Below are 13,891 nucleotides of genomic sequence, written 5' to 3' on the forward strand. Positions count from 1 at the left end.
ATCTGAACTGTGATGGCTGACACTCAATTTCATCTGTCGAAACCGTTCACCATGACGCAGACTGCGCTCGCAGTACCGCATATCCGCAGTTCCTGATCCCCTGTCCAGGAGTGCTGTATGTCCCGTGCCGTCCCGCGCGCAGTGCGTCCGCGCCGCCTCACCGTTTCCGTATTGCAGGTCCTGGCTGTTCCGTCCGTCATGCTGTTGACCGCCAGCGCCGCCTGGGCCGGCTGTGACAGCACCGCCCCCGTCGCTGGCCAGACGGTCACCTGCGATGCCAATGCGCCGAACCCGCAGACCGTTCCCATCACTGCCAATGGCGCGGCCAGCATCACCATCAATGTCGCCAACACGGCACAGCTGCAACAGAGCGGTGGCAGCAGCGCGATTTCGCTTGTCGGCGCCGGTGGGCACCTGTTGTCCAACCTGGGCACGATCAGTTCGGTGGGCGGTGTGGCGGTCCAGCTCGGTGGCAGCAGCCGTGTCGAGAATTCGGGCAGCATCAGCACCGGCAACAACACCGCCCTGCAGTTCGTCGGCGCGGGCGACAGCGTGCTGGTCAACCGCGGAACGATCAGCGGGCGCACCGGCGTACAGTTCGGTGCCGGCAATGATCGCCTGGAGATGCAGGCCGGCAGTATCACAGGCGGTGTGCTGCAGGGCGATGGCAACGACGTGCTGCTGCTGGGTAACGGCACCATCGACAGCGTCGACCAGGGCAGCGGCGATGACCAGATGACCGTCACCGGCGGCACCGTCACCGGCGTGGTGGCGCAGGGCAGTGGCCGCGATGATTTCGTCATGAGCGGCGGCACGATCGGCGCGCTGCAGCAGGGCGACAACATCGATACGTTCCGCATGAGCGGGGGCCGCATCATCGGCGCGTTCGAGGATGGTGACCAGGCCTGGATGACCGCTGGCCGCATCGGCCGCGTCAACATGAAGCTGGACAAGAATCTGTGGGACCAGTCCGGCGGCACCGTGGACGGCAACGTGGTGACCGGCTTCGACACCGACACCATCATCATTTCGGGCACGGCCTATATCGGCGGCAATATCAGCGTCAGCGGCGGCAACGACAGCGTGACCATCACCGACGGCACCGTGCGCGGGCAGGTGCTGCTCAGTACCGGCAATGACACCTTCAACTGGAACGGCGGTGGCATCGTCTACGGCGCGATCGACATGGGCCCGGACAACGACGTGGCCAACCTCAGCAACCTCAACCAGGGCAACCTCGGTGCGGTGCCGCTGTTCGACGGTGGCAGTGGCATCGACCAGCTCAACCTGAGCAACGTCAAGACCGCAGGCGTGGGCCGTTTCCAGAACTGGGAGACGATCAGCCTGGCCAACAGCACCGAGCTGACCTTCGATGGTGATCTGGTGCTGGGTGACAGCGGAACCGGCACCGGTACGTTCACCGTGGATGACACCAGCACCGTCTACGCGGGCAGTGGGGGGCATGCCATCCGCCCGTTCAACAGTGGTGCACTGGTGGAGATGGTCAATGCCGGGCGCATCGACCTGACCGGTGCCGGCGCCGGGGATGTATTCACCGTGCGCGGCAACTATCGCGGTGACGGTGGTGGCCTGTACCTGCGTACCGTGCTCGGCGCGGACAATTCCACCAGCGACCGCCTGGTGATTGATGGCGGTACTGCCACCGGCACCACCGGCATCGGTGTGCTCAATGCCGGCGGCAGCGGCGCGGCCACGCTGGCCGATGGCATCCTGGTGGTGCAGGCCTTGAATGGTGGCCGTACCGCGCCGGGCGCGTTCTCGCTGTTCGCACCGGTCGCGGCCGGTGCCTACGAGTACTTCCTGTTCAAGGGCGGTGTCAGTGCCGGTACCAGCGAAAACTGGTACCTGCGCTCGACGCTGGTGACCGGGCCGACGCCGGCACCCAATGGCGGCGGCAGTGCCACGCCACCGCCCCTGACGCCGCCGGTGGCGCCGCCACCGCCGATCACCCCGGCGCCGCCACCTCCGCCCGAAGGCGCTACCGATCCGGACCTGACCGCGGGCGAGACCGCGCCGCCACCGCCGCCACCGGAACCGGCGCCGGTGGCACCGCCCAGCGATCCGGCGGTGCCGGACGTGCCGGTGGCCGGTGGTGCATTGCCCGGTACCGGTGCGCCGCCGACGCCGGGTGCACGCCCGGCCGAAGGGGCGGTGGTACCGCTGTACCGCGTGGAGACCGCCGCCTACGCCGTGGTGCCGCCGCTGCTGCGCGAGACCTCGCTGGCCAGCCTCGGCACGTTCCATGAGCGGCAGGGCGAGCAGCGCCTGCTGTACAACCAGGGTGCGTTCCGCACCGCGTGGGGCCGGTTGGTGGGGCAGAGCAGCGAGATCCACTGGAAGGGGGATGCGCAGCCGGGCTTCGATGGCGATGTGATGGGCCTGCAGGCCGGTCTGGATGTGTGGGCCGCAGCGTCTGACAATCATCGCAACCAGATCGGCGTATTCGTCGGCCGCACCCGCGCGCAGGGCAAGACCACCGGCCTGGCGCTGGGCTGGGAGAATGTGCAGGTGGGCCAGAACCGCCTGGACGACAAGCACGTGGGCCTGTACTGGACGTTCACCGACAGCACGGGCGGCTATATCGACGCCGTGGCGATGCAGAGCCGCTACGACGGCCGTGTACGTTCCTCGCGCGGGCTTGGCTTCGGCATCAAGGGCGATGGCACCAGCGTATCGGTGGAAGCCGGCAAGCCGCTGCTGCACTTCGGGCAGTCCGCATGGTGGCTGGAACCGCAGGTGCAGGTGATCTGGCAACGCACCTCACTGGACGACCGCCGCGATGAGGTGTCGAGCGTGCGCTTCGACAACGACAACGCCTGGACCGGCCGCATCGGCCTTCGCCTGGCCGGCGACTACCAGCTGGCCGACAACGGTTGGCAACCGTATTTCAAGCTCAATTACTGGCATGGCCGTTCCGGCGAAGACCGCATCCGCTTCGACGACGACGTGATCGTCAATTCGCAGCGCTCGCGCGCGCTGGAAGCCGGTGTGGGTGTGGTCGGCCGCTTCAACCGCACGATCAGCGCCTATGCCGTGGCCGACTACACGCGCGAGCTGGGCGGCGATCGCAACGAGAAGCGCCGCATCATCGAGGGCAACATCGGCCTGCGCGCGGACTGGTAGCGCGCGGGTACGGATGACATGGCCCGCTCTGGTAGGTGCCGACCTTGGTCGGCACAGATTCCACCGACGCCATGATCTCCGTGCAGCCGAGCAAAGGCTCGGCTCTACAGCAGCGGTGCGCACGCATCCGGTTCCACCAACGCCCCGGCATGATCAGCCAACACCACCACTGCGTGCAGCAACCCTTCCTCCACCTGCGGCGGACACTGCACGGACGCGTCCTCCATCTCGCGCGCCGACTGTGCGGCCAGCAACACGCAGCCGCAGGCGGACAATGCGGCAAGGCAGCGCGTCGCCTCGGCCAGTTCCCGACCACGCGCCTCGCTGAGTTGCCGCTCGCGCCACGCCTGGCCGTCGGCCCCGTGGCTGTGTGCGATGCCGCGCAACCGGGCGAAGAACGCCGACGGCGGCGCCTGTTCGTTGGCTTCGGCGAGCGCATCTTCCAACGCTTCGGCGGCGGTAGTGGACAGCTGCAGGCCGGGCATTGCGGCACCGAGCAGTGCCTGCAGGCGTGGATAGGTGGGGTAGGGCGTGTTCATGGCGGCAACCTCACGAGGCAAGGCCACCTGCGAAGCGCAAGGTGGCGGGCGGTGCGGGTTGGCGTGCCGGTGAAGCTACCGAAAGGAAACGAAGCCGGCGGATCGGGAGGATCCCCACGCACCGCCCGCCGCAGAACGACAGACGGTGCAGTATTCGAGCCCGCGACATGGCCGCAAGCCCGCCTTTCGGTAGCTTCATTCAGGACGCCAATCCCGGTCAGCGCAGGAAGCGCCGACGGAGGTCACCTTCGCGCCTTGTACGCCGCGATGACATGGGCAAAGTTGCAATGTGGTGACCGCACGCAAGCCGCCTTGCTGCAGCCCGCGACCGGGCCGGATACGACAGTTCGCGCGTGGCGCAAGCGATCATGCCCCGGTTATGCTGCGGTCCTGATTCAACGACAAGGAAGCGTCGCATGCAGGTTCGCAAGGGAGTGCGTCGCATCGGCGCGCTGATGTTCGTGTTGCTGGCGACCGGCGCCATGGCCGATACCCCAAGCGCGGTCGAGGTACCCTCGCCGGAGGCCCAGGCCGAGATCCTCAACCTGCTTGAACGCCAGGCGCTGTATCGCGACCGGGTGGACTGGCCCGCCATCCGCATACGCCTGCAATCGGCGCAGGGTGACCCCGCGCAACGGCTGGCCGTTCTGCGCGAAGCCATTGCGCTGAGCACCGGCCACCATGGTGCGTGGACCACGACCCAGCGCCAGCGCGAATCCCTCGCGCGTGCGCAGCAGGCCGGCGCCGCCGCCGTGGACCGGGCCAGGGCCGCCGATGCGGTGGATGCGCGCATCGGCTGGGTGGTCATCGAGGGCTATGCCGCCACGCCGGGCGCGACGCCGCAGGAAAAATTCCGCCAGGACATCCAGCGTGCCGCGCGGTGGCAGCAGGTCATCCGCAGCAAGGACGACGGCGCGCGCTGCGGCTGGATCGTCGACCTGCGGGACAACGGTGGCGGCTCCATGTGGCCGATGCTGCTGGGCATGGCCCCGCTGCTGCGCACCTCGGTGGTGAACAACGAGGACGTCGGCGCGTTCGAAACCGCGCAAGGGCCGCAGCGCTGGACGTTGACGGCGACTGCGGTGCAGCTGGCGGGCAAGCCGCTGCTGGACTTCGGCCAGTCCGGCCATGTAGTGCGGCAGCCTGGCGCACCGGTGGCGGTGCTGTTCGGGCCCCGCACCGGCAGTTCGGGCGAGGCCTCGGTGCTGGCGTGGCGTGGCCGCCCGCAGGCGCGGAGTTTCGGCCAGCCGACCGCGGGTGTCTCCACCGGCAATGTCGTGCACACGCTTGCCGATGGCAGTCGCCTGCTGCTGACCACCAGCGTGATGCGGGACCGCAATGATCGTGGCGATGGCTTGAAGATCGAACCCGACCAGCGCGTCGAGGGTGACGCGGCCACTGTGGCCGCCGCCCAAGCCTGGCTGCTGGCCCAGCCCGCCTGCCAGGGCAACCGGACATGATCCTGATCGGCCAACAGGAACGGGTGCTGATCGTTGGCCCCACCGAAGCGCATCACTGTCTGCGCTGCCAGACGGAAACCGAGTTCGCGCCGCAGCTGCGCTACAAGATGGCGCGCATCGACCTGCTGTTCGGGTTCACCTACCAGCGCCGCTACGAACTGGCATGTACCCGGTGCGAACACGGCTGGGTGCTCGATACCGAGACCATGGACCAGCAGCTGGGCGGGGTACCGATCCCGTGGCGGCACCGCTTCGGCCTGCCGTTGATGCTGGTGGGGGTCGCCGCGCTGGCGGTGGCCGGATGGATGTGGCGGCACGGATACATCGGTTGAGGACCGGGCCTGTTAAAGTCTGCCCTGCAATCACGTACCGGAACCGACCATGGACCACGACACCCCGTTCGAACCCCTCAACGACCTCGAGGTGCGCCTGCTGCAGGCCCAGGACGGCACGCTGACCGCAGCGCAGTTCCTCGACGGCCTGCTGACCTCGACGGCGTTCGTGCTGCTGGACAAGGCCATCGGCGAAGATGGCGCCTGGGACGAAAGCATCTCGCCGCTGGTGCTGACCAGCGAGAGCGGCGAGCCGATGTTCGCGGTGTTCACCGCCCCCGAGCGCGCCGGCCTGTGGCACGAGCAGCTGCCGCAGTTTGCGCATGCCATGCCGATCGCGGTGCACGCGCTGCTGGCCGGTATCGGCGACGGCGTCGGCCTGGTGCTGAACCCGGGCCTGGACGTGGGCATGGAGATGATTCCCGATGCCGTGGCCCAGCTGAAGCAGCGTGCGGCGGCGATCACCCGCGGCATGGCGCACTGATCCAAGGATTGTCTGGTTGCCGGCCAGCGGCCGGCACTACCAGGTGCTTCAGCGGGCGGCGGCAATGGCTTTCACCCGCGCCTTGGCCAGCGCCTCGCCGATGGCCGGGCCCTTCAGATGGGTGGTATCCAGATCCCGCGCCTGCACTGACAGCGCCGCCTGGTGCAGTCGCTTGAGCGTTTCGCCCTGTGGGTAGTCGGCGTCCTCGAAGCCGAGCCGGCCGCGCTTGTCGGCCTCGCAGCACAGTGCGATGCGGGCCACGCGTTCCGGCCGGCGCAATGCATCGCAGCGGCCCAGTAGTTCCAGCACGGTGGCATCGCGCAGTTCGTCGATGCGGTGCACGTTCAAGTGCTCGCGGCACACCGCTTCGGCCAGCTGCTGGTGCTCGGTGGGAATCTTCAACCGCGCGCACAGTGCCTTCAGCGGCTTGATGCCGCGCTGCTCGTGCATGATGTGGCGCGGCCATTCCTCCGGCGGGGTCAGGCCCTTGCCGAGATCGTGGGTGAGGGCCGCGAAGCCGACCAGGTCATCGCCCGGCGCCAGTTTCGCGGCCATGTCGCTGACCATTTCCTGGTGGATGCCGGTGTCGACTTCCGGGTGGAATTCGGCACGCTGCGGCACGCCGTACAGCGCTTCCAGCTCGGGCAGGATCGGGCCCAGTGCCTGCGCATCGTGCAGCGTGCGCAGGAAGGCGGAGGGCCGTTCACTGACCAGCGCCTTGCGCAGCTCTTGCCAGACACGCTCAGGCACCAGCGCATCCAGCTCGCCACTGGCGGCGACCTCGCGCATCAGCGCCATGGTCTCTTCGGCGACGGTGAAGCCCAGTGGCGCGAAGCGCGCCATGAAGCGCGCCGCGCGCAGCACGCGCAGTGGATCTTCCACGAACGCAGGGCCGACGTGGCGCAGCACGCGCTGCTCAAGATCGCGAACGCCACCGTAAGGATCGACCAGCGTGCCGGTCTCCTCATCGCAGGCGATCGCGTTGATGGTGAAGTCGCGTCGCTGCAGGTCCTCTTCCAGCGTCACCGCCGGATCGGCATCGACCACGAAGCCGCGATAGCCACGGCCGGATTTGCGCTCGGTGCGCGCCAGCGCGTATTCCTCGCCGGTCTTCGGGTGCAGGAACACCGGGAAATCGCGGCCGACGGCGGTGTAGCCCTGCGCTTCCATCTGCGCGGGCGTGGCACCGACCACCACCCAGTCACGGTCGCCGGCAGGGCGCTGCAGCAGGCGGTCGCGTACGGCGCCGCCGACAAGATAGATCTTCATGGGGGGATGATCGCATGCCCGGCGCAGATGCACCGGTAGTGCCGGCCGCTGGCCGGCAACCGCAGTCACCCCGAAGCTGCCGGCCAGCGGCCAGCACTACCGATGCAGCGGCGTTACGGCAAACCGCGCCACTCCGGCACGAACAGGCCGGCGAGGAACCACAGGCCGTAGACGATCCACAGGCAGAGAAAGTAGAGCTTGATCTGCGCTTCGTCCCACAGGCTGCCCCAGCTGTCGACGAAGGCCAGCGACTTCCAGCCTTCCATCCAGGCCGCGCCACCCCAGCGCAGCACCCAGGTGGCGAACAGGCTCCAGGCGGCGAACATCCCGATCCAGGCCAGCAGGCTCATTGCGTTCCCTCCCCAGGGAATGGAGATCCGGTCGTGCCGGCCAGCGGCCGGCACGACCGTGGTGCGATCAATCGCCGCCCTGGTCAGCGTTGGCGGCGCAGCTGAAGCTCTTGCGCTTGTCCACCAGGCGGCCCATCAGGCGGTCGCTCAGCGGCAGCGCATCACCATTGAGGCGCCAGTCGTAGATCACGCTGAAGGCGAGCACGCGGGCGACGTACTCGCGGGTTTCCTTGTAGCTGATGGTCTCGATCCACAGGTCCGGATCAAAGCCCGGACGCTGGCCCTGCCAGCGTGCGGTCGGGGTCGGGCCGGCGTTGTAGGCCGCGATGGTCACGTACGGCAGGCCGTCGTACTTGTTCATCAGCTGGCGCAGGTAGGCGGTGCCGATGGCGATGTTGGTGTCCGGGTCGTACAGGCTGTCGGCGCCGCCGTAGCCGGTCAGGCCGATCGACTTGGCCACGCCGGCACCGGTGGCCGGCAACACCTGCATCAGGCCCATGGCGTTGGCAGGCGAGCGCGCGCGCGGGGTGAAGGTGCTCTCGGCGCGGATCTCCGCGGCTACCCAGGCCGGATCGATCGCGTTGCGCGCCGATTCGCGGCGGATGGTGGCGTCGTGGTGCAGCGGGAAGCGCAGGTCGTACAGGCGCTGTTCCTGCGGCTGCTTGCCGAGCGCGAACACGGCGCGGTCGAACCAGCCGTTGTCCTGCGCCACACGTACGGCGAGGCGGCGCTGGGTGTCATCGAAGCGCGACAGCGCGCTGTTCCATTCGGCCACGGCCCAGCCAGCGCGATCGATCTGGTACAGCGCCATCGCACGCTGGATGGCCGGATCGCGCGCGATCACGGCCTGTGCCTGCGCGCTGTCGTTCGGCTTCCAGGGGCACAGGGTATAGCCCTGCTGCAGCTTGTCGGCGGCCAGGAAACCGTGGAAGGTCGGTGCACGCGCGGCCTCGCGGAACAGCGGCTGCGCCTGCTGGGCCTGGCCGGTCTTCTCCAGCATGCGGCCTTCGAAGTAGCGCCAGCGGGGGTCGCTGCGCTGCTTGCTGCCCATCTTGCGGATCGCGGCCAGCGCCGCCGGCCAGTCACCGCGCGACATCGCTTCGCGTACGCGCCATTCGTGCAGGCGCTCGTCATACGCCGATTCGGGCACCGCGTTGAGGCGGCGCGCCGAATCGGGCAGGTAGGAGGCCACCGTCCACAGCGCGATCTGGTACAGCACCTGGCCCTGCTGGTCGGCACTCAGGCCGAGGGCCTGGGCGTACTGCGGCAGCTGCTGTTCGGTGGCGCCGGGGTCGGCCTTGGCCAGCTTGGCCAGGCCATCGGTGGCGATGCGTCGGCTGCGCTCGTTGCGCGGCCAGTTCAACGCGTTGGCGTTGGGCTTGTCGACAAAGGCAGCGTAATTGTTCGCGAGCGCCAGGTCGGTGGCGGGCAGGCCGCGTGCGGCGCTGCGCATCACTGCCGGCTGTTGCGCGTCGGCGGCGGCATCGATGCGTTCCCAGCGCAGGGCGTCGCTCAGCCCACCCTGGGCCTGCAGTACGGCGAAAACGGCATCACAGCCGTCCGGCAGCGACTTGCCGTTCTTGCGCCACAGATCCTGCGCTTCACTGATCCACTGCGGATCAACCTTGCCCGTCACCTGGCGCGCGGTCAGCTGCGCACAGCGCAGGCCGGCGTTGTCGGTGGGCACCCAGTTGGCGAGCAGGGTCGGCCAGTCCTGGCGGCGTGCGACCGAGGGCAGCCACACGCTGCGGAAGGTATTGGCCACCGCCTGGCCGTCATAGCGCTTGAGGAAAGCCTGGGCCTGCGCGGTATCGACGGTGTCGATGTTGCGGCGCAGGTTGGCGTACTCCAGCCAGCCATAAGCCGGATGGCGGCTGAGTGCAGCGGCCTGGCCGGGATCGAACTGGCCGCGCTCGGCGGCTGCGATCGCGGCCTTCAGCTGCGCGTTCTGGGCATCGAGGGACTGGGCATTGGCGCAGCCGATCAGCAGCGTGGTGGCCAAGGGCAGCAGGGACAGGGCGGTCGAAGAGCGTCGGGTCATAGCGGGCAGCATAGCGGGCAATGGCTGAATTCAGTTTCGCACTGCGTGCACGCCGGGCGTCGGCAACGACAGCTGAATGAACCCGCGCAGGCCACTGCCGCAGGTGATCGCAAGCGTCGTAACGTCGGCCTTGGGCGAACGGCCCGGCTGCAGGGAGCGGCACATGGCGTTCAGTAGCGCAGGAAGAAGCGGCCCGCTGGCGGACATCAATGTCACGCCACTGGTGGATGTGATGCTGGTGCTGTTGATCATCTTCATCGTGACCGCGCCGATCGTGGCCCGGCCGATTGCCGTGCAGTTGCCACAGGCCACCGATCGCACGATCGATCGCCCCGAACCGCCGCCACCGATCGAGCTGCGCCTGGATGCGTCGAACCAGCTGAGCTGGGATGGCCAGCCGATGGCCATCGGCGATCTGCAGGCGCGCCTGCAGGCGCAGGCCGGCGAGCATGCCGGCAACCTGCCGGAGCTGCGCATCGCCACCGATCCGTCGGCCGAGTACGAAGGCCTGGCGCGGATCCTGGCTGCGGCCGAGGCCACCGGCATGGAGCGCATCGCCTTCGTGCGGTGAGTTTCATGCGGTGAATCCCGCAACGGGCGGCCTGCCATCGGCGGGCCGCTCTTCCTGCGAGGGAACGTGGCATGCGATACGGGACACAGCGCGCGACCTCACTGATGGCCACCCTCAATCTGGCACCGCTGGTGGATGTGTTGCTGGTACTGCTGGCACTGGTGATCACCACGTTGCCGATGGCGCAGGCGACCGGCCTGCTGGCGTTCCAGCAGCGCACCTCGTGCCCACCCTGGCCGGCGTCCTCGCCCCAGCCGATCAATCTGCGCATCGACGCAGCGGGCGCGGTGTTCTGGAATGGCCAGCCGCTGGATGCCCCCGCATTGCAGCAGCACCTGGCGCAAGCGCAACAGATGCCGCAGCAGCATCGCCCCTGGGTGCACCTGGCGACCGCCGACGATACCGACTACGGAGACATGGCGAGCGTGCTGCTGGCCGTCAGCCAGCATGGGCTGCGTGTTGACGCGGCCGCCCACTAGCGCCGGCATCGACAAGTCCACTTGATGAGCCGTGGCGGATCTCGGCGCGCGCTGTCGCAGCCAGCACCCACGCGGAGGGCGGTGAACAGTACCGTCCGGTTCTAAATGGGCCTCATCTGTCGCAAATGGCCGTCAATCGCGTCAATTCCGCGTGAAAGAGTGTCGATCATCACGCCGTGATTTTTACCGCTTGTTTACAAAGGAGACGCTGCCGCCATGCAGGGGGGAGCGCGGCAGCCCATGTCCCGACATTCCTTTGGAGAGAGAGCGAATGAATCACCTGCACCACCGCCCGTTGGCGGTTGCCGTCACGCTGTGCGTGATGGCCCTGGCACCCCTGGGTGCCGCTGCACAATCCACCACCAACCTCGACGCGGTGGAAGTCACCGGTACCCGCATCAAGCGCGCTGAAGTCGAGGGCCAGGTCCCGATCCAGACGCTGACCCGCGGCGACATCGAACGCACCGGCCTGAACTCGATCAGCGAGGTGCTGCAGCAGCTCACCGGTTCCGGTTCGGCGCTCAATGCCAAGTTCAATTCGTCCGGCAACTTCGGCTTCCCGCCCGATGGCAGCGGCGTGGGTGCGGGTTCGGCGCAGGTCGACCTGCGCCACCTCGGTGCCAAGCGCGTGCTGGTGCTGGTCGATGGCATCCGCTGGGTCAATGAGTCGTCCGCATCGGGCGTGGGTGCGGCTACCGATCTCAACACCATTCCGCTGGCCATCGTCGAGCGTATCGAGGTGCTGGAAGACGGCGCATCGTCGCTGTACGGCTCCGACGCCATCGCCGGCGTGGTCAACATCATCACCCGCCGCGACTTCGATGGCGGCCAGGTGACCCTGAACTACGGCGAATACAGCAAGGGCGACGGCACGCAGAAGGGTGTGGACCTGGCGTGGGGCAAGAGTGGCGATCGCTACAGCCTGTTCCTCGGCGCCAGCTGGACCAAGCAGGACCCGGTGTTCGCCCGCGACCGCGAGCAGTCGCGCTTCCCGATTCCGGGCACCGGCCTGGCCTTCGGCAGCGGCGGCATTCCGCAGGGCCGCTTCGCCTTCGTCGACCCCAACACCGGTGCCGAGCAGGACATCGTGCCCAACACCGGCGTGAGCAGCCCGCGTTACGACGGCAGCGCCGGCTGCAACCGCACCGATGATTACCACTGCTTCACCAGTGCCGATCGCTTCAACTTCGCCGAATACAACATGGTGCTGACCCCGTCCGAACGTAAGGGCCTGTTCGGCCAGTTCCGCTTCGACATCACCGACAACGTGCAGTGGTACATCAAGGCGCTGGGCAACCGCCGCGAGTCGACCAACCAGGCCGGCCCCGAGCCGCTGTTCTTCGGCCCCGATGGTGCCACCGGCAACCCGCTGGCCGACAACATCGTGGTCTCGCGCCTGAACCCGTACAACCCGTTCGGCTTCGATCTGGTGTCCTCGGGCAACATGAGCCTGATCGGCCGCCGCCCGGTGGAAGGTGGCGCGCGCGTGTTCAAGCAGGAGGTCAACACGACCTACGTGGCCACCGGCCTGGTCGGCAACTTCCATGCCGCCGACCGCAGCTGGTACTGGGACGTCAACGGCATGTACAGCAAGAACAAGGCCAAACAGACCAACTACGGCAGCTACAACATCTACAACGTCAACATGGCGCTGGGCGATCCGGCGGTGTGCGCGGCAACGCCGGGCTGCGTGCCGCTGAACATCTTCGGCGGCGTCGGCTCGATCACCCCGGACATGCTGAAGTGGATCCAGCCGGTGGTGCGCGACCGCAGCCAGAACGAGCTGAGCCTGTTCACCGCCAACCTGTCCAGCGACCTGTTCACCCTGCCGGCCGGTCCGGTGTCGTTCGCCAGCGGCTACGAGTACCGCAAGTACAAGGGCTGGTACCAGCCTGATCCGCTGACGGTGATCGGTCACTACAACGGCGTGCCGTCGCAGCCGACGTCTGGTTCGTATGACGTCAACGAAGCGTACCTGGAGTTGAGCGTCCCGATCTTCGCCGACTCGCCGCTGGGCAAGAAGCTGGACCTGAGCCTGGCTGGCCGCTACTCGGACTACTCCACTTTCGGTGGCGAGTTCACGCCCAAGTACGGCCTGCGCTGGCAGGTGACCGACGACTTCGTGCTGCGCACCACCTATGCCGAAGGCTTCCGTGCGCCGTCGATCGGCGAACTGTACGGCTCGGCCGCGCGCGCCGACCTGCAGCTGTTCGACCCGTGCTCGGTGGGCCTGGGCGGTACGCCGCCGCGTGGCAGCGCCGCCAACTGTGCCGCGCTGGGCGTGCCGGCCGGCTTCCAGCAGGCCAATTCGCAGATCTCGGTGACCACCGGCGGCAACCGCGAGCTGGAACCTGAGCGCTCGCGCAGCTTCAGCGCCGGCTTCGTGTGGAGCCCGTGGTTCGGTAACAACGCATCGTGGTCGGAGCGCTTCGACGTGGAAGTGACCTTCTACCGCCACGCCATCGATGGTGCGATCCAGGCCATCAACGCGCAGACCCAGCTGGACCTGTGCGTGGACACGCTCGATCCGGTGTACTGCAATGGCATCACCCGCGCCAGCACCGGTGCGGTCAGCAGCTTCAACAACCGCCTGACCAACCTCGGCTCGATCAAGACCGACGGCTGGGACGTGGACCTGTTCTGGACGTTGCCGCAGACCTCCGTCGGCCAGTTCAAGCTGGCCTGGAAGAACACCTTCGTCGGCCGTTACGAAGCCACCGGCGCGGCCGGGCAGAAGCAGCCACAGAAGCCGGGCGTGGAAGTGGCCGACAGCTCCATTCCGGAGTGGACCAGCAACGCCAGCATCGCCTGGACGATGGACCGCTGGAGTGCGAACTGGACGGTGCGGCACATCTCCGAGCTGACCGAGAACTGCGGCGATGCCGTTGCGTTCCCGGTGTGCAGCAACCAGGCCGCCGGCACCAACACGCTCTCGGCCACCACCTTCCACGACATGCAGGTGGGCTACAAGATCGACTGGATGAAGGGGCTGCAGCTGACTGCTGGCCTGAACAATGTGTTCGACAAGGATCCGCCGATCTGCCTGTCGTGCTCGTTGAACGGCTACGACGCGTCGACCTACGACATCCCGCGTGGCCGTTACTGGTACCTGCGCGCGGACCTGCGGTTCTGATGTGAGAGCGGCGCCGGGCTCAGCCCGGCGCTGCCTTGTTGGTGTAGAGCCGAGCCCACGCTCGGCTGATTCTCTGAGCCGAGCATGGG

The 13,891-nt window shown here is 67.6% G+C and carries 11 protein-coding genes; 7 read left to right on the forward strand and 4 right to left on the reverse strand.

Going from position 1 to position 13,891, the window contains the following annotated elements; translation table 11 throughout:
* Positions 1–117: 117 nt before the first annotated feature.
* Complete coding sequence (locus BKE09_RS14920) at positions 118–3,144, forward strand: autotransporter outer membrane beta-barrel domain-containing protein (RefSeq protein ID WP_075676244.1); 3,027 nt, start codon at positions 118–120, stop codon at positions 3,142–3,144.
* 104 nt (positions 3,145–3,248) lie between these two features.
* Here the strand turns inward: BKE09_RS14920 and BKE09_RS14925 are convergent, their stop codons facing one another.
* Positions 3,249–3,683: a hypothetical protein gene (locus tag BKE09_RS14925; protein WP_075676245.1), complete on the reverse strand. Its 435-nt coding sequence runs from the start codon at positions 3,681–3,683 to the stop codon at positions 3,249–3,251.
* Between the two features lie 416 nt (positions 3,684–4,099).
* Here BKE09_RS14925 and BKE09_RS14930 point away from each other — a divergent pair, with 416 nt between their 5' ends.
* The 3 genes from BKE09_RS14930 to BKE09_RS14940 are packed head-to-tail and all read left to right on the forward strand — an operon-like array spanning position 4,100 to position 5,959.
* Positions 4,100–5,143 carry a S41 family peptidase gene (locus BKE09_RS14930; RefSeq protein WP_075676246.1) on the forward strand — a complete coding sequence of 348 codons (1,044 nt, stop codon included), beginning with the start codon at positions 4,100–4,102 and terminating at the stop codon, positions 5,141–5,143.
* Positions 5,140–5,475, forward strand: a complete 336-nt coding sequence (locus BKE09_RS14935) for a hypothetical protein (RefSeq protein ID WP_014648413.1) — start codon at positions 5,140–5,142, stop codon at positions 5,473–5,475. The genes BKE09_RS14930 and BKE09_RS14935 overlap by 4 nt, the downstream gene beginning before the upstream one ends.
* 49 nt (positions 5,476–5,524) lie before the next feature.
* Positions 5,525–5,959 (forward strand): SseB family protein, encoded by a 435-nt coding sequence (locus tag BKE09_RS14940; RefSeq protein WP_005419309.1) that lies wholly within the window; start codon positions 5,525–5,527, stop codon positions 5,957–5,959.
* 48 nt (positions 5,960–6,007) lie between these two features.
* On the opposite strand, the gene BKE09_RS14945 is transcribed toward BKE09_RS14940, so the two are convergent.
* The 3 genes from BKE09_RS14945 to BKE09_RS14955 form a co-directional block, all read right to left on the reverse strand.
* Positions 6,008–7,228: a multifunctional CCA addition/repair protein gene (locus BKE09_RS14945; RefSeq protein ID WP_075676247.1), complete on the reverse strand. Its 1,221-nt coding sequence runs from the start codon at positions 7,226–7,228 to the stop codon at positions 6,008–6,010.
* 113 nt (positions 7,229–7,341) lie between these two features.
* Entirely contained in the window at positions 7,342–7,578 is a 237-nt protein-coding gene (locus BKE09_RS14950) for a hypothetical protein (RefSeq protein WP_008267778.1), read from the reverse strand.
* A gap of 67 nt (positions 7,579–7,645) precedes the next feature.
* Positions 7,646–9,631 (reverse strand): transglycosylase SLT domain-containing protein, encoded by a 1,986-nt coding sequence (locus BKE09_RS14955; RefSeq protein WP_075676248.1) that lies wholly within the window; start codon positions 9,629–9,631, stop codon positions 7,646–7,648.
* A gap of 151 nt (positions 9,632–9,782) precedes the next feature.
* On the opposite strand from BKE09_RS14955, the gene BKE09_RS14960 reads away from it, so the two are divergent.
* The 3 genes from BKE09_RS14960 (at position 9,783) to BKE09_RS14970 (ending at position 13,802) form a co-directional block, all read left to right on the forward strand.
* Positions 9,783–10,190, forward strand: a complete 408-nt coding sequence (locus BKE09_RS14960; protein WP_075676249.1) for a biopolymer transporter ExbD — start codon at positions 9,783–9,785, stop codon at positions 10,188–10,190.
* Positions 10,191–10,261: 71 nt separating this feature from the next.
* Positions 10,262–10,669 carry a biopolymer transporter ExbD gene (locus BKE09_RS14965; protein ID WP_075676250.1) on the forward strand — a complete coding sequence of 136 codons (408 nt, stop codon included), beginning with the start codon at positions 10,262–10,264 and terminating at the stop codon, positions 10,667–10,669.
* 271 nt (positions 10,670–10,940) lie between these two features.
* Positions 10,941–13,802: a TonB-dependent receptor gene (locus tag BKE09_RS14970; RefSeq protein WP_075676251.1), complete on the forward strand. Its 2,862-nt coding sequence runs from the start codon at positions 10,941–10,943 to the stop codon at positions 13,800–13,802.
* The last annotated feature ends 89 nt before the right edge of the window (positions 13,803–13,891 follow it).

Origin of the sequence: Stenotrophomonas sp. TD3 (assembly GCF_001939825.1) — a bacterium.
GTDB lineage: Bacteria > Pseudomonadota > Gammaproteobacteria > Xanthomonadales > Xanthomonadaceae > Stenotrophomonas.

Bases quoted from the DNA above. Each gene is read 5' to 3' on its own strand.
- BKE09_RS14920 (WP_075676244.1), top strand. From the start codon at position 118: ATGTCCCGTGCCGTCCCGCGCGCAGTGCGTCCGCGCCGCCTCACCGTT.
- BKE09_RS14925 (WP_075676245.1), bottom strand. From the start codon at position 3,683: ATGAACACGCCCTACCCCACCTATCCACGCCTGCAGGCACTGCTCGGT.
- BKE09_RS14930 (WP_075676246.1), top strand. From the start codon at position 4,100: ATGCAGGTTCGCAAGGGAGTGCGTCGCATCGGCGCGCTGATGTTCGTG.
- BKE09_RS14935 (WP_014648413.1), top strand. From the start codon at position 5,140: ATGATCCTGATCGGCCAACAGGAACGGGTGCTGATCGTTGGCCCCACC.
- BKE09_RS14940 (WP_005419309.1), top strand. From the start codon at position 5,525: ATGGACCACGACACCCCGTTCGAACCCCTCAACGACCTCGAGGTGCGC.
- BKE09_RS14945 (WP_075676247.1), bottom strand. From the start codon at position 7,228: ATGAAGATCTATCTTGTCGGCGGCGCCGTACGCGACCGCCTGCTGCAG.
- BKE09_RS14950 (WP_008267778.1), bottom strand. From the start codon at position 7,578: ATGAGCCTGCTGGCCTGGATCGGGATGTTCGCCGCCTGGAGCCTGTTC.
- BKE09_RS14955 (WP_075676248.1), bottom strand. From the start codon at position 9,631: ATGCTGCCCGCTATGACCCGACGCTCTTCGACCGCCCTGTCCCTGCTG.
- BKE09_RS14960 (WP_075676249.1), top strand. From the start codon at position 9,783: ATGGCGTTCAGTAGCGCAGGAAGAAGCGGCCCGCTGGCGGACATCAAT.
- BKE09_RS14965 (WP_075676250.1), top strand. From the start codon at position 10,262: ATGCGATACGGGACACAGCGCGCGACCTCACTGATGGCCACCCTCAAT.
- BKE09_RS14970 (WP_075676251.1), top strand. From the start codon at position 10,941: ATGAATCACCTGCACCACCGCCCGTTGGCGGTTGCCGTCACGCTGTGC.